This window comes from Paenibacillus sp. EKM211P, from assembly GCF_011066175.1.
GTDB lineage: Bacteria > Bacillota > Bacilli > Paenibacillales > Paenibacillaceae > Paenibacillus > Paenibacillus polymyxa.
Genome location: NZ_JAAMNS010000001.1, coordinates 481,995 through 506,095 on the forward strand (window position 1 = coordinate 481,995; position 24,101 = coordinate 506,095).

Here is a 24,101-nt window from a genome sequence, read left to right on the forward strand (position 1 = left end):
GATGAATTTCTCCTCAATTCAGTATAATTTTCAATTACGACTGCTTCACCCTTCATGAGATGAAGTTAACGTAATCCCACGCCAAAAAATAGGCCATGCAGCGTTCAGCCTTCGGTGGTAGTTGGTGCTTCCGCTGTACAGCAGCTCTACCATGATTCCATCCACCAGCGTCATGTAGGCTAAGGCCACATCCGCTGGCTTCATATGTCCAAAGGGTTCCCGATCCCGTACATTTCGGAGGCGACGAGTTAATTTTCGCTCCATTTGTTCCAGGAAAGGATTCACAATATTCAGTACCTCGTTATATAAAGATACAGGCGGAAAAAAGGAAAAACGAAGCATAAACTTGGCTGAGTTGTTGCCCTCATATTCCTGTTCCATCCAGAACAAGAAATTATGCAGTGTATGCTCCAGCGACTGTTCTTTGCGTTCCGTAAAGTATTCAAAAATACGTAAATTCTGCTCTTGAAACGCGTAACTTGCCACCTGCAAAAACAAATCCTCCTTACCCTGAAAATGCGCATATATAGACGGTTTTCGGATTCCAACCTCGGCGGCAATACTGCTCAAGGATGCTCCCTCATACCCATTGGCGGCAAATTGGAAAAGAGCGGCCTTTCGAATCTCTTCCATTCCCATTATCATCACCTACCTAACGTTCGTTAGTTTATTTTCACATGAAAAAAAGTAAGTGTCAACCCATCGACATTTCATTATGTACTCTGGATTTTTTTATTCAACATTTAAATAAAAAAGTGGGAAGAAATAAGGGGCTCATGTACAATATAATGAGGAATACCTGTTCAAATGCAGTCCATTGGAAGTGAGGTTAGTTATGAGGCGAAGCTTACTGGCCGTATTGATCGCGGCTATGGTGTTTATTATTTATTATTTTGGCTTGTTTAATTACATCGGTAAAAATGAAGGAACTGTCATCAGTATTTTCTCTACCTTGACGGTTATTTCCATAAGTCTGATTATTTTCACGGAGAATCGTAATCCTTCCACCACCATGTCATGGATTTTGCTGCTGGCGTTGTTGCCAGTCGTTGGACTTCCTCTTTATTTTTTATTTGGGCAAAATGTATTCAAGCGCCGTAAGTATGACAAAAAGGCATTGCGTGACCAACAGGCGTATGAGCGTATCGAAAAGGATGCTTTGCGGGTCAAACGAGATCTGACCTGCTTTACAGATGAGCAGCAGCAGTTAATGCGCCTGGCCCGGAGATTGGCCCGCTCCCCGATTTATTTTGCGACAGAAACCCAGATTCTGAATAATGGAGATGAAACCTTCTCCACGCTGCTCGAAGAACTGCGCAAGGCGCAGCATCATATCCATATGGAATATTACATTTTCCGCTCGGATGATATCGGTACCAGCATTCAGAAAATTTTGATTGAAAAGGCTAAAGCGGGTGTTAAGGTTCGGTTTATGTACGATGCGGTCGGTAGTATTCAGTTATCGAAGGCATTTTTGAAGGAAATGAAAGATGCAGGAGTCGAGGTTGTTGCATACGGCGGCGCTCGGATTTTGTTCTTCTCCAGCCGGGTAAACTACCGTAATCACCGTAAAATTGTAGTTATCGACGGTAATATTGGATTAATCGGTGGCCTAAATGTGGGAGATGAGTATCTCAGCCGCAATAAAGCCTACGGCTTTTGGCGTGACACACATATGATTGTGAAAGGCGAAGCTGTGCGGACGCTGCAACTTATATTTTTACAGGATTGGCTTCATATGACGGGCGAATCGGTGCTGGATAGCGAATATCTGTCTCCCGATATTGAACCGATCACGGACGGCGGCGTACAGATTATTGCCAGCGGTCCAGATAACGAGCGGAGAGTGCTTAAAAATCTGTTTTTCTCCATGATTACATCCGCTCGAAAATCCGTCTGGATTGCCACTCCTTATTTTATCCCGGATGAAGATATCCTGACTGCTTTGCGGATGGCTGCTCTATCCGGGTTGGATGTGCGTATTCTGTTCCCCGCGAAACCGGATAAATGGCTGCCTTTTCTCGCATCCCATTCGTACTTCCAATCGTTGCTAGAGGTGGGAGTCAAGGTATATGAATATGAAAAAGGGTTCCTTCACTCCAAGCTTCTCATTATTGACGGGGAAGTTGCGACTATTGGGACAGCCAATATGGATATGCGCAGCTTCCATTTGAATTTTGAAGTGAACGCTCTGTTGATTCAAACACACAGTGTGCAGCAGATGGTGAACGACTATGAGCGAGATTTGCACAATGCCAGCTTGATCGTACGTGAGGAATTCATGAAAAAGCGTCTGTTCAAACGTTTGATGGAATCGCTCGCTCGGCTGCTTTCACCACTGCTGTAATGTACAAACGATGAGCTGTGGATATGGAAGCAGATCTTAGAGTCAAAATGTAGTAAAGCCCAAAATATCCTGGAGACGGTATACAATATCTTTCCAAAATGTTGAATGATCCTCGTAGGCCGCCAGCTCCAGGCTGTATTCAGCTCCCCGGTTATTCCACAGCTTATCAAAATAGGCCGCCACCTGTCGGGTCAGCTTGCTGTCCGCCGGAGCGGCCACCCACAGTTCATTCTCCAGATTCAAATCATCCAAATTACGGGGGGTCAAATTGGTAGAGCCACCCCAAATCAAATGCTCTCCTTGTGCCTTGGCAATATAAATCAGCTTCGTATGGAATTGCTCATGGGTAGTATGATACCAACGAATTTGAATGTTTCCATCCGATTTATCGGACAACTCTTGGGCAACCGGACGATTAGGGATGCCTATTTTTTCCTGACCGAACGCGTTTTCATTGGGGTCCAGCAGCAATTGGATGTTTACGCCGCGTGCCGAGGCATCCAGCAGGCTATTCAATATTTTGCGATCAGCCAAATAAAACATGCCCATATGAATGCTGTCACCTTGCTTCGTCTGCTTAATGCCATTCAGAACGGAGGCATACACTTTGCCTTCAGTGAGATATTTGATCCGGTAGCTGTCCTTACCTGATGGGACTAGGGGCTCTGCTTGAGGTGTGTAGACAGGAAGTTGCCCTCCGCCCGAGAAGTCCAATACCGCCTGCTCTGTTTGTAAAATATCTCCGATGATCGGTCCCTTCACTTCTAGGGCAACATTGGAATGATAGGCACTTGCATCGTGAACATTACCTGTAGAAATGAGAGCAGTTTGCTCGTTGGTAACCAATTTTCGGTGATTGGCTTTGACGTTTAACAGCTTTAAATAGGAGCGAGCCGTAACGTCAGGTCCGTCACTGGCCATCAGATTGGGAATCCAGCCTGTGCCTTGCTGCCCGAACCACTGGAAAAAGGTACGCCACACCGCTGAATAGATGGGCGTGGAGTCCCGCAATGGATCTACATCGGTCTGCACGACCTGAATTCCTACTTCCTTCATATTCTCCAACAAAGGATTGGGAGCAGAATTATAGTTGGTATTGACTTCATCTGTAATGAAAAAGATAGGCATCTCAGGATGGGCTTTCTTTTTGGCGATAAGATGCTGGGCCATTTGTGCGCTGACTTCGGGGAAGTGCTGCCCTTTATGTTTATAATCGTTGAACAGAAACAGGTCAATGACGATAAATTGCTGGGCTTCATCAATGATTCCGAGCATACGATTCAAAATTTGCCCTTCATGTTGTACAGTGCTTCCATCCCCAGTAGGGTAGGTCAAATCCGTCCAAAAGTTTACCTCGTTCGTTGAATACTCCTGACTCTCATAAGAGACGAACGGAGGCAATGGTTTATGGGTTTGATACAGCATAACGGCAATCAGCCACAGGATAAGCACCAAAATGGCGATTTTAAGAGCACGGCCCTTGTACATGAATTTTCTTTGGGATTCCGGCGCAGAATGCAGCGGATTTTGTTTAGTCATACGACGATCAGCTCCTCCATTGAATGCTGCATTCCATTTTATCGTGACCGAACATGCAGATTATGATATAGATACTGTCTAATTATTACCGCAAGTCCACAGGATTGAAGCGGAATGCTGAACAGAATGAAATGAAGAACGTTTTATTAATTGAGGACATATGTCCTTTATAGGCAGGCTGACCTATACTTAAATAGATACAAAAGTCATTTATATGGGGAGAATAACGATTTATGAGAGGAATCTTGTTTGCTTTTCTGGGAGGCGCTTGTATTACGTTACAGGGGGTAGCGAATACACGGATTAGCCAGGATATCGGGACATGGCAGGCGGCTACCGTTACTCAGCTAATAGGTTTTATTTTGGCAGCATCAGTTTGGATGTTTACAAAGGATGGCCGTGTGTCTGAAATGAAACAGGTAAAGCCGATGTATCTTTGGGGTGGTGCTTTTGCGGCTATCATTATATTTAGTGAAGTCACAGCCATTCAACATATTGGGGTTACGTTCACAATCTCGGCGCTGTTGATTGCTCAGTTATGTTTAACCTTCCTGGTAGACATCAAAGGATGGTTCGGCATAGTGAAGCAGAAGATGAAGCTGCCACAATTTATAGGTATTGGTATGATGATCGCGGGTGTCATTATATTAAAACTCTAAAATAAAACTTTATTTATAGAAAAAGCTTAGAACGTAGAAAATGAAGGTGAGCTAAGCAATGAGAGAAATTCAGGATCAAGAGCAGCTAAAGTATTTTTTGCATCTGCATCAGTTAGAATCCATACTCTACGAGCCACTACATCCCTATTTGTCGCTGCATCGTTTGGAGCAAGGGGAAAAGCTCTGTTCGCAGGGGGACGCCATTGAGCATCTGTATATTCTGGTGCAGGGCAAGGTCAAAATTTTTACCAGCTCTACAGAAGGAAAGACTCTGATCCTTTGCTTCAAAACCCCGATCGAGGTCATAGGAGATGTTGAATATATTCGTAATAGTCACGTCATCAATACAGTAGAGGCAGTGTCGCCGATCTATGTGATTGGTGTTCATCATCAATGGATGAATAAGTACGGCAGAGATTATGCTCCTTTGCTGCAATTTCTATTGGATATTGTCACGCGGAAGTTTTGCCTGGACTCTGATTTCTCCAATTTCAACCTGATGTATCCGGTGGAAGTTAGGCTTGCGAGCTACCTGCTATCTGTTTCTTTTGACGAATCCAATTCTGCCTTTCATGAGGAACTACGGGCATCCAGTCTGGTGGATGTGGCGAATTTGATCGGAACCAGCTACAGACACCTCAACCGTGTCATTCGCAAGCTGATCGAAGAGGGATTGGTTGAACGGGCAAAAGGCTATATTGTCATTAAGGACAGAAAAGGTTTGAGTGAACTGGCTGGCCATAATATTTATGAATCGTTGTAATCATAGTGCTTTGAATAAGTGCAGCACAATAAAGGGACTATCAAGGGAGAGTTAAATATGTTATTAGGGCTTATATTGGCAGTTATCGCAGGTGCTTTGGTCAGTCTGCAAACGATATTCAATAATAAGGTGAATGAGCGGACAGGTTCATGGGCCACAACGACATTGGTACTGGGAACAGGGTTCTTGGCTTCCTTGCTCGGAAGTCTTATTTTTGAAGGGAAAAATACATTTGCTTTACAGCATATGCAGCTGTGGTACTGGTTCAGTGGCATGATTGGTGTCGGCGTTGTGTTCTGTCTGGTCCAAGGAATGAAGCGACTTGGCCCTACCTATGCGATCTCCATCGTATTGACGGCACAATTAGGTACAGCCTTGTTGTGGGATTCATTAGGATGGCTTGGACTAGAGAAGATTCCGTTTACCTTCAATAAGTTGATTGGTGTATTGGTCATTATCGGTGGTATTCTCGTTTTCAAATTTGGACATGGGCGTACAAAGGAACCACAAGAAAATATTACAACTATACCTGATTCGATGAAGAGCTAAAGAAGGTTGTGATGACCTTAATCCTGCTTGATTGGGGTCCCACTTTCGGAGGGGTATTTTGCATTTTGCAGAGAAGCTGCATCTTAAGCAGGTGCTGCTTTTCGATCCCATAGGCAAAGAAAAATGTTCACGGTCATGTATATATTTTTCCATCCATGATACAATGAAAATATCTTAAAATAGTGCTTTAAGGGCCTGGATATTTGATATATGAGATGATAAATAGATCGGTTACCGTGTTCGGGAACGGTCTTATTTGTGCTTCACGAACCTGATGGAATGCACAGATTGACTTTGGATGAGGTGGAACATAGATGAGTAATACAGAAAATAAAAATGGATCACCTGACGGCTCAGACAGATCCGGCTCTTTGTTGCCTGCCACGCAGACAGGTGAACGGAAAATTGAGCATGTCCGCCTTTGTCTGCAGGAAGATGTGGCTGGACACGGCATTACCAGCGGGCTGGAGCGTTATGCCTTTAAGCACTGCGCTTTGCCGGAGCTACATTTTGACGAGGTGCGTCTGGATACAACTTTTATGGGGCGCACTGTACGGACACCGCTGCTCATCAGTTCGATGACAGGCGGTAGCGCCGAGACAGGAGCGATTAATGAGCGGTTGGCAGAGACAGCAGAGAGACGTGGCTGGGCGCTCGGTGTCGGCTCCGTACGAGCTGCGGTGGAAAAAGAAGAGTTGGCTTCAACCTTTGCAGTTCGCCGTCTAGCACCTAGCATCCCGATCCTTGCCAATCTGGGCGCAGTACAGCTGAACTACGGGTTTGGTGTGGACGATTGCCAACGTGCAGTGGAAATTGCCGGAGCGGATATGTTGGTGCTGCATTTAAACGGCTTGCAGGAGATATTCCAACCTGAAGGGAATTTGGATTTTAGCAGGCTGCTTGAGCGCATTGAGGAGTTGTGTCGTCGTCTTTCGGTGCCTGTAGGCGTGAAGGAAGTAGGCTGGGGCATAGATGGTGAGACGGCATCGAGATTATATGATGCAGGCGCTGCTTTTATTGATGTCGCTGGTGCGGGCGGGACAAGCTGGAGCCAAGTGGAGAAATTTCGCAATCCTGATCCTGTGCGCCGTGCAGCGGCAGAGGCGTTCGCCGATTGGGGCAATTCGACCGCTGATTGTATCGTGGAGGTTAGAGCAGCCCAGCCTAATGGCGCTCTGATCGGTAGTGGTGGACTGAAAAACGGTGTCGATGCTGCGAAGGCACTTGCTTTGGGCGCTGACATGGCAGGCTTCGGTCGCTCTTTGCTTGGCTCGGCGGTTACCTCCAGCGAGGCGCTGGAAGCGCGATTGGAGCAAGTGGAGCTGGAATTGCGTACAGTCATGTTTGGCATCGGAGTAGCTAGGATCGAAGGTCTTAAAGAAACGACCAGACTAAGAAAGAAGGCGAACGGATGAGCGGATTCATTAAGTTGGTTCCGATGAACGCAGAGCAGTATGATCGCTTTGAGCAACGCTCGCTCGCAGATTACGCGGAAGAGAAAATCCAGGCAGGCACGTGGACGGTGGAAGAGGCACCAGAACGGGCAAAGGAGAGCTTTGCAACATATTTGCCGCAAAGGCTAGACACGCCCCATGCTCACCTGTACATGCTTGAGTATTCAGGTAGTGTGGGTCAAGGCTCCGAGGAAGCGGGATATATCTGGTTCAACATTACAGAAGGTACGCAAGGCAAAGAGGCCTTTTTGCTGGATATTCTCGTTTACGATTCATATCAGGGGCGAGGCCTGGGTACGTTGACGATGCAGGCGTTGGAACAAGAAGCTCGGAGGCTGGGTGCGGTTCGCATCGGTCTGCATGTATTTGGGCATAATGAGCGGGCTTTACATGTATATCGCAAGTCTGGTTATCGGGTTACGGATATCCAGATGAGCAAGGAAATTTAAATAAAGCTATCTAAATAGGGATGCAGCAAAATCCTAAATTCACAGCCGTATGCTTGCCGCATGTATAGGTTCTCCTATATAATGTGGGTTGGTAAACTAACAGAGGGTATAGCGCATATTTTATATAAACGGGAGTTGTTCTGATTATGGCTTTAAAAGCGGGGATCGTGGGTCTGCCGAACGTGGGCAAATCAACACTGTTTAACGCAATAACGCAGGCGGGGGCTGAATCCGCAAACTATCCATTTTGTACAATTGACCCTAATGTAGGGGTCGTTGAAGTACCGGACGAGCGACTGGATAAGCTGACTGAACTGGTAGTACCGAACAAAACGGTACCAACGGCTTTTGAATTTGTTGATATTGCAGGACTTGTACGAGGTGCCAGCAAAGGCGAGGGTTTGGGTAACAAGTTTTTGGCTCATATTCGTGAAGTAGATGCCATTGTTCATGTGGTACGCTGCTTTGAAGATGAGAATATTACTCATGTGGACGGCAAAATTGATCCGATCAGCGATATTCAGACGATTAATCTGGAATTGATTCTGGCGGATATCGAAAGTGTAGACAAGCGTATTGATCGTTCCCGTAAGAACATGAAGGGCGGCAACAAGCAGTATGCCCAAGAGGTTGAAGTACTGGAACGGATCAAGGAATCGCTGTATGCCGATAAACCTGCACGTAGCGTAGAATTGTCAGAAGACGAAAAGCTGATTATACGCGACCTTCATTTGCTCACGATGAAGCCTGTATTGTACGCGGCTAATGTCAGTGAAGATGGTGTAACGGAAGCTGACAGCAATCCATATGTGCAAAAGGTACGTGAATTTGCAGTAGCGGAAAATGCTGAAGTGGTACCGATCAGTGCCAAAGTAGAGGCTGAAATTGCTGAGCTGGAAGGCGAAGACAAGGCAATGTTCCTTGAGGAGCTAGGGCTGGCTGAGTCTGGTCTGAACCGTCTAATCAAAGCAGCTTACCGCTTGCTGGGACTGTATACGTATTTCACAGCAGGTGTGCAGGAAGTACGCGCATGGACTATTCACAAAGGAACAAAAGCACCTGGCGCTGCGGGCGTAATCCACTCGGATTTTGAACGCGGATTTATTCGCGCTGAGGTTGTATCCTACGATGACTTGGTCGCTGCTGGATCTATGAACGGGGCCAAAGAACGTGGTCAGCTTCGTTTGGAAGGCAAGGAATATGTGGTGCAGGACGGAGACGTTATGCATTTCCGTTTTAATGTTTAGGATGCATCTCGGCGTATAGCAAACAGAGTTTATATACAAACATATTAAGTAATGATATATGTTGCCTGCATGTACCAATTACGTAGTCGCTGCCTGTCCCGGGCGGCGGCTTTTTATATTTGATTCGCATTTCTTTTATTAGTTGAGAGTTTGTTATTCAACTCTTTAGCGAGATTTTGTTTATTCGACTTCAATTGATTTGCGGATTTTTGCAAAATCCTAAATTAGCAAGTATTTTATGTAGCTAATTAATCGAATAGTTGTTATAATAAAGAGCTGTAGCCAGTGAATTTAAAGCTGGTTTCATATTAATTTAACTGAAGAGGTGAATCGCTTGTTGGACCGATTGCAATCATTGGCGGACCGCTACGATAAACTGAGCGAACTGCTCTGCGATCCGGATGTGGCGAACGATAGCAAAAAACTTAGAGATTATTCCAAAGAACAGTCTGATTTACAGCCTGCTTATGAAGCATATACCGAATATAAAACTGTCGTTGAGGAGCTGGACGCTGCTAAAGCCATGCAGGCAGAAAAGCTGGACGACGAGATGCGTGAAATGGTCAAAATGGAGATTGAAGAGCTGAGTGCCCGTAAGCGGGAGCTGGACGAGAAAATTCGTATTTTGCTGCTGCCGAAGGACCCGAACGATGATAAGAACGTTATTATCGAAATTCGTGGTGCTGCCGGTGGGGACGAGGCCGCGCTGTTTGCAGCGGACTTGTACCGGATGTACACGCGTTATGCAGATACCCAAGGCTGGCGTGTAGAGCTGATGGATGCAAACATGAATGACCTTGGAGGCTTTAAAGAGGTTATTTTCATGATTAACGGACGCGGTGCATACAGCAAAATGAAATTCGAAAGTGGCGCACACCGTGTACAGCGGATTCCGACAACAGAATCTGGCGGACGTATTCATACATCTACCTCCACGGTGTCTGTGATGCCTGAGGCAGAGGAAGTGGATATCGAAATTTTAGACAAGGATATCCGCGTGGATACTTTCTGCTCCAGCGGTGCGGGCGGTCAGTCCGTTAATACAACCAAGTCGGCGGTGCGTGTAACGCATATGCCAACAGGTATTGTGGCAACCTGCCAGGACGGCAAGTCCCAAAACTCCAACAAGGAGAAGGCGCTGCAAGTTTTGCGTGCCCGTATTTCGGATATGATGCGCCAGGAAGAGGAAGCCAAATATGCAGGCGAGCGTAAGAGCAAAGTAGGTACTGGAGACCGCAGTGAGCGTATACGTACTTACAACTTCCCGCAAAGCCGTGTAACGGATCATCGCATTGGTTTAACCATGCACAAGCTGGACCAGGTGATGAACGGAGAGATCGAAGAAATCGTATCAGCGCTCACGATTGCAGAGCAGGCTGATTTGATGGAACAAGAGGTTTAAGTTTTGGGGAACGAACGCGATTGTGTGTATCGGATGCCGCCGGAACGGAACATGAGTGTCAGAGAAGCCTTAGTTGAGGCTTCTTCTTTTTTAGGAAGTTGCGGCGTGTTGGAGCCGCAGCATAATGCCCGCTTGCTGCTGGAACATGTGCTTGGGCTGGAAGGTACGAGGTTTTACGCCGCTCTGGGCGATCCGTTCCCTTCCTCCGTTAAGGAGACGTGGGAACGGTTCATCGCCCGCAAAGCTGCGGGTGAACCGGCGCAGTATATTATCGGACGGCAGGAATTTTATGGCCGCCCGTTCGCGGTTTCACCGTCGGTGCTGATTCCGCGCCCCGAGACAGAGCTGCTCGTCGAGGCGATACTCCAGCACGGCGACCGGTTGTGGCCGAGCAGTGCTCCGCATGCGCTCGATATCGGCACGGGTAGCGGCGCGATTGCCGTGACGCTGGCAGCTGAGCGGCCGCGCTGGCACGTAGCAGCGGGGGATATTTCTGCTGCTGCGCTCGAAAGGGCGTCCCAGAACGCCGCCGCAAACGGCGCAACCGTAGAATTCCGCGAGGGCGATCTACTGGTGCCGTTTGCGGGAACAGCGGTGGACATCCTCGTGTCCAACCCGCCATATATCCCGGCTGCTGACATCGCTGGCTTGCAGCCAGAGGTGCGCGACCATGAGCCGCGAATGGCGCTGGATGGCGGTCCTGACGGGCTTGGCCCGTATCGGGCAATGCTGGAGCAGCTGGGGCTCCTTCAGGCCCCACCCCGGCTAATCGGGTTTGAGCTGGGGATGGGACAGGCCAGAGACGTGGCTGGCCTGCTGGAACAGGCAGGTCATTGGAAGAACATTCTAATCATTCCTGACCTTGCGGGGATCGAGCGACATGTCCTAGGCGTCTCGGAGTAATGCTGCATTTTCTTTTTGCGAGTCTTTCCTTTAGAATAAGAGGAGTATGACCGAGAAACGGCTCAGGGGGAAATCATGCTTCAGAAATTGAAAAAAATTGATGGTCCGGTTATTTTTATTCTGGTTTTGCTCATGGCGATTAGTATCATAACGGTATACAGTGCTGGTAGGGGTCCTACGAACTTGGCAGAGCACGGCAACGATTACCAGAAGATGATCGGGTATTATATATTGGGCTTTGTAGCGATCTTGGGTTTAGCGATAGTTGATTTTCGGATATTCATTAAAAAAGCCTTGTATGTATACGGAGGCGGGATATTTCTGCTGATTCTCGGCTTTTTTGGCGGGACGGTTAATAACTCTCAAGGCTTTTTGAAAATTGGTGGCTTAAATCTCCAGCCTGCTGAGGTATTCAAGCTGGTTCTTATCATTTTTTTGGCGTATATGCTGATTAAAAAGCGCAAGAGCAAGCTGTATTTTATTCAGGATGTCCTTCCAGTTGCTCTGGTGAGCTTTGTCCCATTTGCCATGGTCATGGCACAAAATGACTTGGGTAATGCGCTCGGTTACATTGTCATCGTCATTGGTATGCTATGGATTGGTAATGTGAAGGCATCCCATGCGCTAATCGGATTTATCGTATTTGCAGTCGCCGTTGGTGGCGGGATCAAAGCGTATATTTCGTTTCATGATGAGATTGATTCCTTTATGAAAGGCATTGGACGTAGTCACTGGGTAGAGCGTTTAGACCCTTGGCTGGTACCAGAAGAAGCGACTGCGAAGGCATCTTATCATACGAAAAATGCCAAACTGGCCATAGCTTCTGGCGGGATGATGGGCAAGGGCTTTTTGCAAGGAACCTCGGTACAGTCCGGACGTGTTCCCTATACCTATGCGGATTCTATTTTTGTAGTTGTAGCAGAGGAGTTTGGGTTTGTAGGCTCATCCATTCTGCTATTGCTATATTTTATTTTGATTCATCGAATGATCCTGATTTCGCTGGAATGCCGGGATCGAGCTGGACCATATATTATTGTCGGGATTGTGTCCATGTTGCTATATCAGATTTTTGAGAACATTGGTGCGTTTCTGGGCATTATGCCACTTACGGGGATTACGCTCCCGTTCATAAGCTATGGCGGTACCTCGTTGCTTATTAACATGGCTAGTATTGGCTTAGTTATGAGCATTAAGGTGCATGGTCAGGAGCTAGAGGATGACCTGCCGCAGCCTTCCAGAGTAAGCTTGACGAAGGCGAAAAAAGCCTAGTACAGGTGGGTTGTGGCTTAATATTGATAGTTATTTGTACGAGTTGAAACGGTGCAACAAAAGAGTCCAGATTGTGAAATCTGGGCTTTTTTATATTCCTAGGTGACGATCTAGCTTGCAATAGCTTGAATTATTTTACGAGATTCATAGGTTTAGACTCTCCCAAACCGGACAGACTGATAGACATGATAGAGTTTGGGTTTGGGGGGACGAAGATGAGAAGTTGGATAAAGCAAGCTGCAATGATACTCTTTTGTATTTCAATATTAATGATGTCTTGGGAAGGTCAAAAAACAGATGCTGCGATGACCACGGGAGCAAGAGGAACTTTAGCGTCTGGAGTAACCACCACAGGGTTGAAGGTAATTCCGCACGATTCCATTCGACTGCGAATTTTAGCTAATTCAGATCGTCCAGAGGATCAGTTGGTTAAGCGCGAAATACGGGATGCCATCGTGCAGCAGATGAATGCGTGGGTGGGTGAGCTGGACAATCCACAAAGCCTAAGTCAAGCCAGAGTGTTGATTGATGCACATTTACCTGAAATTGATCGCTTGGTAGGTGAAGAACTGGCTCTTCGCGGTATAGCGTATGATCATCAGGTGGAGCTGGCAAGTGTACCTTTTCCGACGAAAATGTACGGTGGCCTTGTGTACCCAGCAGGGAATTATGAAGCACTTCGGGTTACACTGGGGCAAGGGAAAGGACAAAATTGGTGGTGTGTGCTGTTCCCGCCGTTGTGCTTTATTGATGCAGGCAGCGGTGAAGCAGCAGCACAAACTGTATCGGCAAAAACAAGTCATGAAGACAATCGAACGAACGCCGCTGACAAGGAGCCGGAAGTACGTTTTTTCCTGTGGGATGCCCTTACGGGTCTGTTGAACTGGGTGAGTGGCTTGTTTGCCTAAATGTTTCGTCAGTGCTATGGAAAAGAGAACAACGAGTGTAAGTTTCCCCATATGTTATAATGGAACTTACGATAGATATACAGAGGACAGAGCCAATTCGAACTGATTTGTTAAAGTAGGTTTTTTGGGGATCAGGGCCATGAAATGGCCTGTATGACAATAAGATATGGGATGATCTGATATGAGTGATAAAGTGAATCAAATGCATGACATGCACGTAGGTTTTGTGAAAAAAGAGAGCGTAGGGCAGGAGCAGGCGCCACAGTCTTCTCATACACACTGGTGGGATGTAAGATGTCTGGTTCCTATAGAGAGCACGACTGTATCTGCTACCTCGTCTTTTGAGGTGGAAAAAGTGGATTCTGTTGGTTCTGTGAACAACACTGACGGGGATGGTTCTGACGAACTTTCAGCTGGACAGGCTCTGATCGCAGCGGAAAAGGGCATACGCGAGGCCGCCGTACTTCTCCAGGCTGGAGAGACGGTAGCCTTCCCTACGGAAACCGTGTACGGACTGGGGGCCGATGCACGCAGCACTAAAGCGGTGGAGGCGGTATTTGCTGCCAAAGGTCGTCCTTCCGATAACCCGCTCATTGTACATATTTCCGATGCTGCTCAATTAAAAGGTATGGTAGCGGAAATTAACGATACAGCCCGAGCGCTGATGAATGCATTTTGGCCAGGACCGCTGACCCTCGTATTGCCGGTAGTGCCGCAGGCACTGTCATCGCGTGTGACAGCAGGCTTGGACACGGTCGGTGTGCGCATGCCGGATCATCCGATCGCGCTGCGCTTGATCACGGAAGCCGGTTGTCCGCTGGCTGCACCAAGCGCCAACCGCTCGGGAAGACCCAGTCCGACTCTAGCACAGCATGTGCTGGAGGACCTGAAGGGTCGCATCGGCGGTATTTTGGACGGAGGTCCCACGGGGGTGGGACTGGAGTCCACGGTAGTGCAAGTGGGTGACGACGGAACCGTCACCATTCTGCGCCCTGGCGGCGTGACGGCTGAACAGCTCGCTGCGGTTGCTCGCGCCGTCGTATTGGACCCGGCGTTGGCTGCCACACCGGGGCAGGATGTCGACAGCCTGGCGCCACGCTCGCCGGGCATGAAGTATACGCACTACGCGCCGCGAGGCCGCTTGAGCGTGGTACAAGGCCCGTCGCCTGTTGAAGTTACGGGCTGGATTCGCGACGCGCTGGCGGAGGCTGCCGCGCGCGGGGAGCGCACGGCGGTGCTCGCGTTCGACGACCATGCCGCCGGCTACGCCGGAGAACGGGTCTACACGCTGGGCAAGCTGGACGCGCTTCATGAGGCAGCGCAGCGTCTATATGGCGTGCTCCGACGCTGCGATGAAGACGGCGTCACCTACATTTTGGCGGAAGCCTGCCCGCCGAAGGGATTGGGAGACGCCGTCATGAATCGACTGCTTAAAGCGGCAGGTCATCGAATTATCCGATTGTAGCTTCTGTAAAGAATGGAGTCTCTTATTTTAATTCCTCCTCTCTCCTCGTCTCTGTTTTGGGTATTTTCAGTACCTGCTTGTACTGATTTACCCCTTGTCCGCATAACGTGTACAAGAACAGACGGATAATGGAGGGATGGAGTATGCTGGCAGCCTCTGCCGATGCTGGGCAGGTTGTAACGATTCTGATCATGGCGGTAGCGCTAGGGATGGATGCGCTGTCGCTGGGCGTAGGGATCGGTATGAAGGGGATACGCCTGCGAGACGTGCTGCGCATCAGCATTGTGATTGGTTTTTTTCACATCCTGATGCCGTTGCTGGGAATGTTCACAGGCCATTATATGAGTTCTTTATTAGGCCATGTGACGACCTATTTCGCAGGGGGATTACTCATCCTTTTGGGCGGGCATATGGTGTACAATTCCTTCAAGGGAGACGGCGTACACGTATTGGATCATCGGTCGCCTTTGGGTCTTTTGCTATTTGCACTTGGGGTGAGCATTGACTCATTTTCTGTGGGAGTGTCCCTGGGGATGTTCCAGAGTGACCTGGTGCTGACTGTTCTGGCCTTTGGTTTTTGCGGGGGAGCGATGGCGATGCTGGGGCTGTTACTGGGGCGCAAGGTCAGCCGCAATCTGGGGGATTATGGAGAGGCGGTGGGCGGTGCCGTTTTGCTGGCATTTGGCTTTATGTTTATGTTTTGATTTTAACGTAGACAGTGTAAAATAAATACAGGATTTGAGTAATCCTCTGTTTATATATTTTTTCAACATACGGGGGGTGAAGACGTTGAAGAATATCTTATTTGTATGCACAGGGAACACCTGTCGCAGTCCAATGGCTGAGGGGATGCTGCGTAAGTTGGCTGCTGAGCATGGACTGGAACTGGAAGTGCGTTCCGCTGGAGTAGCTGCGATGGACGGGGCGTCGATATCCCGGCATGCAGAGGCGGTTCTACGTGATCACGATATATCCGATCAGATCACTTCAACCCCTTTAAGCGACGGGCTTGCCGAGTGGGCACATCTGATCTTAACCTTGACGCAAGGACATAAACAGCATGTCATTCAACGGTTTCCACAAACGGCGGGCAAAGTATTTACGCTGAAGGAATATGTGGAGGACCGGGACGCAGTGCTGAATGACGTACAGGAGTTAGATGGTTTGTATGCATCACAGCAGTTGATGGCTTCACTTGGACAAGAGCTATCAGCGCAGGAACGTGAGCGAATGATTGAATTACATCAACGGATTCCGGGCTTCGATATCTCAGATCCGTTTGGCGGTTCGCGGGAGGACTACGATGTCACAGCTGCGGAAATCCGTGTAGCTTTGCATAAGTTGCTGGACAAGCTAAAGGGATCTTCCGAATAAAGTCGGTACCATTCCTCTATTTTGTACGGAATCTGTTGATTTTCGAAAGTTAATCCGTTAAGATAAGGTGGAAAAATGAGAATCCGATGTAACTGGCGACAAAAGTGGGATTAACCACGATGGAGCATCGGATATACGGCCGGTCGCCTGGGCAAAAGAGCAATTCCACATAGGTGTGGACTGCTCTTTTTTCGTATACGAGCTACAGCAGATCTTCTGTTGCCTTCTTGTTCTTCCATTTTTTCTGCTCGAAATCTGAAACATCGGCTATAATATAGTCAGATTGTGATCAGGAGAGAGTGTGTTGAACTTGGGGCATGGGACCATGCCTAGTCTCTGAGAGGCTGTTCAACCAAAGGAGGTTCCAATGGTAGAACAATTGGATCATGAGATTTCACTCGAAGCACAGACCGCTTCTGTCGTGCGGGAAATTGCAGAAGTGGCCAGTCTTAAAGCTGGTCGCCTGCTGGTTATTGGCGCAAGCACGAGTGAAGTGGCTGGAAGTCGGATCGGCACAGCAGGAGCGCTGGATGTGGCTCAGCAAGTGTTGTCTGGAGTAGAATCCGTTCGCAGAGAGTATGGCTTTGATGTGGCGTTTCAATGCTGTGAGCACTTGAACCGAGCACTGGTCGTTGAACGTTCTCTACTGGAGCGATTAGGCCTGATGGAGGTTGCGGCTGTTCCTGTTCGTACAGCAGGGGGCTCTATGGCTACCGTTGCCTATCGCTCTATGGACGATGCGTGTCTGGCGGCGAATGTGCAGGCTCATGCCGGGATAGACATCGGCGAAACGCTGATTGGCATGCATTTGCGCCCGATTGCCGTTCCGTTTCGCCCAAGCCTTCGCTGGATTGGTGAAGCACGTGTGACGGTTGCGTTCACTCGTCCTCCACTTATTGGCGGACAACGGGCAGTGTACAGTCTGGAACAAGAAGCCGGTGGAAACTGCGATTAGCATTTGGCATGACGGCATGTTTGTACTGACCTTTTTTGCATTGATGATGAGGTACCCAACAGAGGAGCAGGCATTTGCTTGTATACCCAACAATTTGACCATGGAGAGGGAGTAATCAATCATGATGGAACATCTGCGTAAAAGTGACCCGGCAGTGATGGAAGCAATGGGGCTTGAACTGAAACGGCAACGCCACAATATCGAGCTGATCGCATCTGAGAATATCGTCAGTGAAGCAGTAATGGAAGCCATGGGCTCCGTGCTTACCAATAAATATGCTGAAGGTTATCCGAACAAACGCTACTATGGTGGCTGTGAGCATGTAGATATCGTCGAAGATATTGCACGTGACCGTGCGAAAGAACTATTTGGCGCCGAGCATGCGAACGTGCAGCCTCACTCTGGAGCGCAGGCTAACATGGCGGTATATCTGGCAGCTCTTCAACCTGGAGATACTGTACTGGGTATGAATCTGGCGCATGGCGGCCACTTAACACACGGAAGCCCGGTTAATGCCTCTGGTTTGTTGTATAACTTTGCTGCTTACGGTGTACGTGAAGACAACTTCCGCATCGACTACGATGAAGTGCGCAAAGCAGCCTTTAAGCACCGCCCTCGTCTGATCGTAGCTGGTGCAAGTGCATATCCGCGTACTATCGATTTTGAAGCCTTTGCTTCCATTGCTAATGATGTAGGTGCTTTATTCATGGTGGATATGGCACATATCGCAGGTCTCGTGGCAGCAGGGATTCATCCTAGTCCGGTTCCTCATGCTCAATTTGTGACAACAACGACGCACAAAACGCTGCGTGGTCCGCGTGGGGGGCTAATTCTGACTCGCAAAGCGTGGGCGCAAGCGATTGATAAAGCTATCTTCCCTGGTACTCAAGGAGGACCACTGATGCACGTGATCGCGTCCAAAGCAGTTGCTTTGGGTGAAGCGCTCCAGCCATCATTCAAAACCTATGCGCAAAACGTAGTTCGCAACGCACAGGTGCTGGCTGAAACACTGCTGGCAGAGGGAATCAACATTGTATCCGGCGGTACGGATAATCACCTGATGCTGTTGGATACCCGCAATTTGAATATTACAGGTAAAGAAGCGGAGCATGTATTGGATTCCGTGGGTATCACGGTCAACAAAAATGCCATTCCTTTCGACCCAACGAGTCCGTTCGTTACCAGCGGCATCCGTATTGGTACACCTGCTGCAACTTCTCGTGGTATGGATGAAGAAGCTATGGTTAAAATTGGTAAAATTATTGCTGATACTCTTAAAAATCCAAAAGATGATACTGTATTGTCCAAAGCAAGCCAATCGGTGGGCGAGTTGACAGACAAGTTCCCGATCTATCCAGGAACACAATACTAATTCATCGCCATTCCTTTTAATCTTTATATGATAAGGCTGTTTTCCTTTCGTTAGCGAAGGGAGAACAGCCTTTTTTTGATTCCAGACGACTCGAAACTTACGTTTTTGGGTAATAAGCGATTAAAGTAAGGATTTATGCGCATTTTCCTTCATGATCTACGACAAAGGAGTGATTGCATTGAGCCAAAGAAAATCCGCGCAATTATTGCAGCAGCTCATATTTGTAGGACCGATGGCGTTGTTTTTCGTCTTAATTATGGTCATTCCGTTCCTGTTGGGGCTGTATTATTCCATGACGAACTGGGATGGCGTATCTGAACATGTCCGATGGCTCGGACTAGGGAATTACATTCATATTTTTAAAGATGATCCGGACTTCCGTAATGCATTTTGGTTTACGGTCCGCTTTACCGTATGTGGTGTCATTCTAACTAACCTGGTGGGCTTTTTCCTGGCCTATGCGCTTACAAAGCCGTTGCGTACCCGCAATGCACTGCGAACTGTATTTTTTATGCCTAATATGATCGGCGGCTTGCTGCTCGGCTTCATCTGGCAATTTATATTTGTACGCGGCTTTTCGGCGGTGGGAGAGGCCACAGGGCTTTCTTTTTTCAAACTGCCGTGGTTAGGTGATGGGCCGACTGCATTTTGGGGAACTGTCATTGTGTTTGTTTGGCAATACGCAGGTTATCTCATGGTTATTTACATATCCTCTCTAAATAATGTCCCGCATGCTCTTATTGAATCAGCCCAAATTGATGGTGCGAGCCGAAGACAGGTTTTGCGTCATATCGTGGTGCCGCTTATTATGCCAGCAGTGACCGTCTGCTTGTTCCTGGCGATATCCTGGTCCTTTAAAGTATTTGAGCTGAATTTGGCTTTGACAAAGGGTGGACCATTCAAGGCGACAGAGTCTGTAGCGTTGGACATATATAATGAAGCGTTTACAAATAATCGACTTGGATTGGGAACTGCTAAGGCTATGATTTTCTTCGTGGTCGTTGCGATCATTACCAGCATTCAGGTGCGCCTCACGAAGAAAAAGGAGGTCGAAATGTAATGGAAAAAACATCGAACTATCGTTTAAGCACATGGGTAGCTGAAATATTGCTTATTGTGATTGGGTTGATCTTTCTAATTCCGTTCTATTTTTTGCTCGTGAACTCGGTTAAATCTTTTGGAGACATTTTGGCTTATTCCGCTTCGTGGCCGACAACCTTCCGTTTTGAAAACTATGCTAACGCCTGGAATAAAATAAACTTTCCCACAGCACTGGGGAATTCACTGATCGTCACCATCGTCAGCAATGCGCTTTTGCTGCTGATCAGCTCGATGGCCGCCTACCAAATGGTTCGGCATGATACTCTTTTTAATCGGTTCCTGTTCGGGCTGCTTGTGGCTGCGATGGTCGTACCTTTTCAATCGATTATGTTGCCGCTTATGGAAGTGTCCAACGTATTGAGCCTGAACAACAGCATACCAGGACTGATTTTGTGCTATCTGGGTTTTGGAGCGCCTTTATCAGTTTTTCTGTTTCATGGTTTTATTAAAACGGTGCCTATTGAGGTTGAGCAAGCGGCGAGAGTAGATGGTTCCTCTCGCTACGGGGTGTTCTTTCGCATCGTTTGTCCACTGTTGCTCCCTATGTTCGTGACCGTACTTATTTTGAATACGTTATGGATCTGGAATGATTATCTGCTGCCTTCGCTCATTTTGAATGATCCTGAGCTGCGTACGATTCCGATTGCGACCTATATGCTGTTTGGTCAATATACCAAGCAATGGGACTTGGCGTTGCCCGCACTGGTGCTCGGAATCACGCCAATCGTTGTGTTTTTTCTGGTGATGCAAAAATACATCGTTTCTGGCATTGCGGCCGGAGCGGTTAAAGGCTGATGGGAGGGTTATCGGATGAAAAAGACAGTGCTGCTTGTCATCTCCCTGATGTTGCTGCTTACGTGTATGCTTGCAGGTTGTGGTAATACAAAGGCTCAACAGAGTGGGACCAAAACGATACACATTTATCAATTCAAAGTGGAGATTTCGGAACCGTTGAACAAACTGAAGGCTGAGTATGAAAGAACGCACCCTGGTATCAAGCTGGATATTCAATCTGTCGGTGGGGGTACGGACTACGGTGCTTCGTTGAAGGCTAAATTCGCCTCAGGCGACCAGCCGGACATTTTCACGAATGAGGGTTACCAGGATCGCGATACGTGGTTTGAGTATCTGGAGGATTTGTCGGATCAGCCATGGGTGAAGGACCTGGACGATTTCGCCCGTAAGCCGATGACGGTTAACGGTAAGATTTATGGACAGCCTATGAACCTGGAGGGATTTGGTTTTGTTTATAATAAGGATTTGTTCAAAAAAGCGGGTATAACCAAATTGCCTCAGACGTTAGATGAATTGGAGGAAGCAGCCAAGCGACTGAAAGCAGCAGGGATTATCCCTTTTGCTAACGGCTATGCAGAATGGTGGGTTCTGGGAAACCATTTTATCAATATCCCCTTTGCCAGACAGCCGAACCCGGAGAGTTACGTTGCGGATTTAAACCAAGGAACTGCTCGCATTCCTGGTAACCCCGTGTTCCATCAGTGGGTGAAGTTGCTTGACCTGACTTTAAAATATGGAAACCCCAATCCGCTCACGACGGACTACAATACACAAGTGACACTGTTTTCAACAGGTAAGGCCGCTATGATGCACCAGGGGAACTGGACGCAGCCGCAAATAGATGGAATTAATCCTAACTTGAATTTGGGTATTCTTCCTACGCCTATAGACAATAATTCTTCCACTGGAGACAAACTGGCTGTGGGAGTGGCCTCGAACTGGGTTGTCAACAAAAACTCGCCTGTGAAGCAGGAGGCAAAGGAATTTCTCAACTGGCTGGTCACATCAGAAACAGGTAAGCATTATATTACCAAGGAGTTTAAGTTCGTTCCTGCCTTCAAAAGTATCATGTCCAGTGACGAGACCACAGGTGATTTGGGTGCGGAAATATCACGGCACGTGAAGGAAGGCAAGATATGGAGCTGGAACTTCCAACGCTTTCCAAAGGGGCTAAATCAGGATTTAAGCAGTAGTATGCAAGCCTATATCGCAGGCGTTATTACGAAGGACGAAATGCTTCAGCAATTTCAGGGAGCGTGGGACAATCTGAAGTATAGATAAAGAATATATGCGTGGGATAGCAGAGGCTATATCTCAGGCAGGAAGTTTAGAACTGGTAGGCTTTGACGGTCAAGGACCGTCAGAGCCTTTTTAGTATGATTTCATATGACAAAAGTCACACGTAAATGGGCCTTGCCAAGTATTTTGCCTGTCATATCTTTCCCTTGACAAAAGGTTGCAGTGGCAGGTGTTAAATCAATCAAGGGAATGTTATAATAAACAGGATTTACAGGCACGCATTGCATCTGTGCTTATTTGGTTTGTACAAATAGGTTACATAGATCCTTTCGAATCAGGATGTTCGATATGCTGGTGCGGAAGAACGTGACGATAATACCGGAGGGAATATATTATGGCAAAACTGGTGGTTTGCGATCACCCTTTGATCCAACACAAACTTACATTTATCCGCGATGTACGGACCAACACGAAAGATTTCCGTGAACTGGTTGATGAAGTAGCAACTTTGATGGCTTATGAAATTACAAGAGATATTCCGCTGGAGAGCATTACGGTACAGACTCCAGTTGCTGAAACTGAAGGTAAAGTGATTTCTGGTCGTATGTTGGGCCTTATCCCGATTTTGCGTGCAGGCCTGGGTATGCTGGATGGTGTCGTAAAGCTTTTGCCTGCTGCAAAAGTAGGACATGTGGGGTTGTTCCGTGATCCTGAGACATTGCAACCCGTAGAATATTATACGAAGCTGCCTACGGATGTAACTGAACGTGAATTGATCGTAATTGATCCGATGCTTGCAACAGGCGGGTCGGCGATCGCAGCGATTGATGTGTTGAAAAAAAGAGGCTGTACTCAAATTAAAATGATGAATCTGATTGCCGCTCCTGAAGGAGTGAAAGCTGTGCAGGATGCGCATCCTGATGTAGACATTTATGTCGCTGCACTGGACGAGCGTTTGGATGATCATGGTTACATCATTCCGGGTCTTGGGGATGCGGGAGACCGCTTGTACGGGACTAAGTAGACTGCTTTTAGCGGTTCGGCACAATCTATGGACGCTAAGACAGATCATCTATCTGAATCACGGAAGATCTGGGAAGCAGACGTTTATTATGAAAAGGGGTTCAACGGAAAATGTCTAAAATTAAAGTAATGACCATTTTCGGTGTGCGTCCGGAAGCGATTAAGATGGCTCCTCTCATTTTGGAGCTTCAGCGCCATCCGGAGCATATCGAGTCCGTAGTATGCGTAACAGCTCAACATCGCCAGATGCTTGATCAGGTTCTGGAAGTTTTTAATATCCACCCTGACTATGATCTGGATGTAATGAAGGATCGCCAGACACTCAATGAAATCTCCATACGTGTACTTCAAGGTCTGGAACCCGTATTGCGTGAAGCCAAGCCTGATATCGTGTTGGTTCACGGCGATACGCTGACGACTTTCTTGGCTAGCTATGCAGCCTTTATGCAGCAAATTGAAGTAGGGCATGTGGAAGCAGGTTTGCGGACATGGAACAAGCTTTCTCCATATCCTGAAGAAATGAATCGTCAGCTCACAGGTGTGCTGTCCGATCTGCATTTTTCGCCTACTTCTTTATCTGCTGGAAATTTGCGGAAGGAAAATAAACCTGAATCGCGAATATATGTAACAGGCAATACAGTAACTGACGTGTTTCAGTATACAGTTCGCCAGGACTACGAGCATCCGGTACTGGACTGGGCTCAGGGCAAACGCCTGATTCTCATGACAGCACATCGCCGGGAATCCCAAGGGGAACCGCATCGTCAGATTTTTACTGCGGTTAAGCGGATCGCAGATGAGTTTGAGGATATTGCAATTGTTTACCCGGTTCATCCGAGTCCGGCTGTGAAGGAACCTGCATTTGAAATTTTGGGCAACCATCCGCGTATTAAGCTGATTGATCCGCTGGATGTAGTGGACCTGCACAATTTTTATCCACACACGCATCTGATTCTTACCGATTCCGGTGGTCTTCAGGAAGAAGCGCCTTCGTTCGGAGTACCTGTCCTGGTGCTGCGTGATACGACCGAAAGACCGGAAGGGATTGAAGCGGGTACCTTGGAACTGGTGGGTACAAGTGAAGAGAACGTGTACAATCGGACCAAGGCTCTTTTGACAGATTCCGCGTTGTATGAGTCTATGAGTCAGGCAGCGAATCCTTACGGTGATGGACAGGCATCTGTAAGAATTGTCAATGCGATTTTGCACCATTATGGTGTTCAAACAGAACGTCCTGAAGAATTTCACACAATGTTCACAAAAGGCGTCCGTTCGTAATAATTAATCT

The 24,101-nt window shown here is 47.6% G+C and carries 23 protein-coding genes and 1 riboswitch; of the genes, 21 read left to right on the forward strand and 2 right to left on the reverse strand.

The window, feature by feature from the left end:
* Positions 1 to 45: 45 nt before the first annotated feature.
* A complete protein-coding gene (locus G9G57_RS02255; RefSeq protein ID WP_017427148.1) occupies positions 46 to 639 on the reverse strand; it encodes a TetR/AcrR family transcriptional regulator in 594 nt (197 codons plus the stop codon).
* Positions 640 to 835: 196 nt separating this feature from the next.
* On the opposite strand from G9G57_RS02255, the gene cls reads away from it, so the two are divergent.
* The gene (cls, locus tag G9G57_RS02260; protein ID WP_017427147.1) at positions 836 to 2,347 is read left to right on the forward strand and encodes a cardiolipin synthase; all 1,512 of its coding nucleotides are present in this window, start codon (positions 836 to 838) and stop codon (positions 2,345 to 2,347) included.
* A gap of 42 nt (positions 2,348 to 2,389) precedes the next feature.
* On the opposite strand, the gene G9G57_RS02265 is transcribed toward cls, so the two are convergent.
* Positions 2,390 to 3,886: a phospholipase D family protein gene (locus G9G57_RS02265; protein ID WP_017427146.1), complete on the reverse strand. Its 1,497-nt coding sequence runs from the start codon at positions 3,884 to 3,886 to the stop codon at positions 2,390 to 2,392.
* 233 nt (positions 3,887 to 4,119) lie between these two features.
* On the opposite strand from G9G57_RS02265, the gene G9G57_RS02270 reads away from it, so the two are divergent.
* The 20 genes from G9G57_RS02270 to wecB all read left to right on the forward strand — a co-directional run bounded on the left by G9G57_RS02270 (position 4,120) and on the right by wecB (position 24,091).
* Entirely contained in the window at positions 4,120 to 4,545 is a 426-nt protein-coding gene (locus G9G57_RS02270) for a DMT family transporter (protein ID WP_016822864.1), read from the forward strand.
* A 58-nt stretch (positions 4,546 to 4,603) separates the two neighbouring features.
* The gene (locus tag G9G57_RS02275; protein ID WP_016822865.1) at positions 4,604 to 5,308 is read left to right on the forward strand and encodes a Crp/Fnr family transcriptional regulator; all 705 of its coding nucleotides are present in this window, start codon (positions 4,604 to 4,606) and stop codon (positions 5,306 to 5,308) included.
* A gap of 57 nt (positions 5,309 to 5,365) precedes the next feature.
* The gene (locus G9G57_RS02280; RefSeq protein ID WP_016822866.1) at positions 5,366 to 5,857 is read left to right on the forward strand and encodes a DMT family transporter; all 492 of its coding nucleotides are present in this window, start codon (positions 5,366 to 5,368) and stop codon (positions 5,855 to 5,857) included.
* A gap of 314 nt (positions 5,858 to 6,171) precedes the next feature.
* Entirely contained in the window at positions 6,172 to 7,272 is a 1,101-nt protein-coding gene (gene fni / locus G9G57_RS02285) for a type 2 isopentenyl-diphosphate Delta-isomerase (RefSeq protein ID WP_017427145.1), read from the forward strand.
* Positions 7,269 to 7,760, forward strand: a complete 492-nt coding sequence (locus G9G57_RS02290; RefSeq protein ID WP_017427144.1) for a GNAT family N-acetyltransferase — start codon at positions 7,269 to 7,271, stop codon at positions 7,758 to 7,760. The genes fni and G9G57_RS02290 overlap by 4 nt, the downstream gene beginning before the upstream one ends.
* Positions 7,761 to 7,906: 146 nt before the next feature.
* The gene (gene ychF, locus G9G57_RS02295; RefSeq protein WP_016822869.1) at positions 7,907 to 9,007 is read left to right on the forward strand and encodes a redox-regulated ATPase YchF; all 1,101 of its coding nucleotides are present in this window, start codon (positions 7,907 to 7,909) and stop codon (positions 9,005 to 9,007) included.
* Between the two features lie 334 nt (positions 9,008 to 9,341).
* Entirely contained in the window at positions 9,342 to 10,409 is a 1,068-nt protein-coding gene (prfA, locus tag G9G57_RS02300) for a peptide chain release factor 1 (RefSeq protein WP_013373454.1), read from the forward strand.
* Between the two features lie 3 nt (positions 10,410 to 10,412).
* A complete protein-coding gene (gene prmC, locus G9G57_RS02305; RefSeq protein WP_126666421.1) occupies positions 10,413 to 11,312 on the forward strand; it encodes a peptide chain release factor N(5)-glutamine methyltransferase in 900 nt (299 codons plus the stop codon).
* A 75-nt stretch (positions 11,313 to 11,387) separates the two neighbouring features.
* Positions 11,388 to 12,581 (forward strand): FtsW/RodA/SpoVE family cell cycle protein, encoded by a 1,194-nt coding sequence (locus G9G57_RS02310; protein ID WP_013373452.1) that lies wholly within the window; start codon positions 11,388 to 11,390, stop codon positions 12,579 to 12,581.
* Positions 12,582 to 12,796: 215 nt separating this feature from the next.
* On the forward strand, positions 12,797 to 13,489 hold the full coding sequence (spoIIR, locus tag G9G57_RS02315) for a stage II sporulation protein R (protein ID WP_017427142.1): 693 nt from the start codon (positions 12,797 to 12,799) through the stop codon (positions 13,487 to 13,489).
* Between the two features lie 181 nt (positions 13,490 to 13,670).
* The gene (locus G9G57_RS02320) at positions 13,671 to 14,954 is read left to right on the forward strand and encodes an L-threonylcarbamoyladenylate synthase (RefSeq protein WP_164964420.1); all 1,284 of its coding nucleotides are present in this window, start codon (positions 13,671 to 13,673) and stop codon (positions 14,952 to 14,954) included.
* Positions 14,955 to 15,097: 143 nt separating this feature from the next.
* Positions 15,098 to 15,658, forward strand: a complete 561-nt coding sequence (locus G9G57_RS02325; protein WP_016822873.1) for a manganese efflux pump MntP — start codon at positions 15,098 to 15,100, stop codon at positions 15,656 to 15,658.
* An 85-nt stretch (positions 15,659 to 15,743) separates the two neighbouring features.
* Positions 15,744 to 16,328: a low molecular weight protein arginine phosphatase gene (locus G9G57_RS02330; protein ID WP_019688822.1), complete on the forward strand. Its 585-nt coding sequence runs from the start codon at positions 15,744 to 15,746 to the stop codon at positions 16,326 to 16,328.
* A gap of 78 nt (positions 16,329 to 16,406) precedes the next feature.
* Positions 16,407 to 16,488, forward strand: a riboswitch (ZMP/ZTP riboswitch).
* A 207-nt stretch (positions 16,489 to 16,695) separates the two neighbouring features.
* A complete protein-coding gene (locus G9G57_RS02335; protein WP_164964421.1) occupies positions 16,696 to 17,283 on the forward strand; it encodes a TIGR01440 family protein in 588 nt (195 codons plus the stop codon).
* A gap of 121 nt (positions 17,284 to 17,404) precedes the next feature.
* A complete protein-coding gene (locus tag G9G57_RS02340) occupies positions 17,405 to 18,655 on the forward strand; it encodes a serine hydroxymethyltransferase (RefSeq protein WP_016822876.1) in 1,251 nt (416 codons plus the stop codon).
* Between the two features lie 151 nt (positions 18,656 to 18,806).
* Entirely contained in the window at positions 18,807 to 19,715 is a 909-nt protein-coding gene (locus tag G9G57_RS02345; RefSeq protein WP_373456493.1) for a carbohydrate ABC transporter permease, read from the forward strand.
* Positions 19,715 to 20,551: a carbohydrate ABC transporter permease gene (locus G9G57_RS02350; protein ID WP_019688820.1), complete on the forward strand. Its 837-nt coding sequence runs from the start codon at positions 19,715 to 19,717 to the stop codon at positions 20,549 to 20,551. The genes G9G57_RS02345 and G9G57_RS02350 overlap by 1 nt, the downstream gene beginning before the upstream one ends.
* 15 nt (positions 20,552 to 20,566) lie before the next feature.
* Entirely contained in the window at positions 20,567 to 21,832 is a 1,266-nt protein-coding gene (locus tag G9G57_RS02355; protein WP_164964422.1) for an ABC transporter substrate-binding protein, read from the forward strand.
* 352 nt (positions 21,833 to 22,184) lie between these two features.
* Positions 22,185 to 22,814, forward strand: coding sequence for a uracil phosphoribosyltransferase (gene upp, locus G9G57_RS02360; RefSeq protein WP_013312332.1), 630 nt, complete (start codon positions 22,185 to 22,187; stop codon positions 22,812 to 22,814).
* A gap of 110 nt (positions 22,815 to 22,924) precedes the next feature.
* Positions 22,925 to 24,091 (forward strand): non-hydrolyzing UDP-N-acetylglucosamine 2-epimerase, encoded by a 1,167-nt coding sequence (gene wecB / locus G9G57_RS02365; protein ID WP_019688818.1) that lies wholly within the window; start codon positions 22,925 to 22,927, stop codon positions 24,089 to 24,091.
* The last annotated feature ends 10 nt before the right edge of the window (positions 24,092 to 24,101 follow it).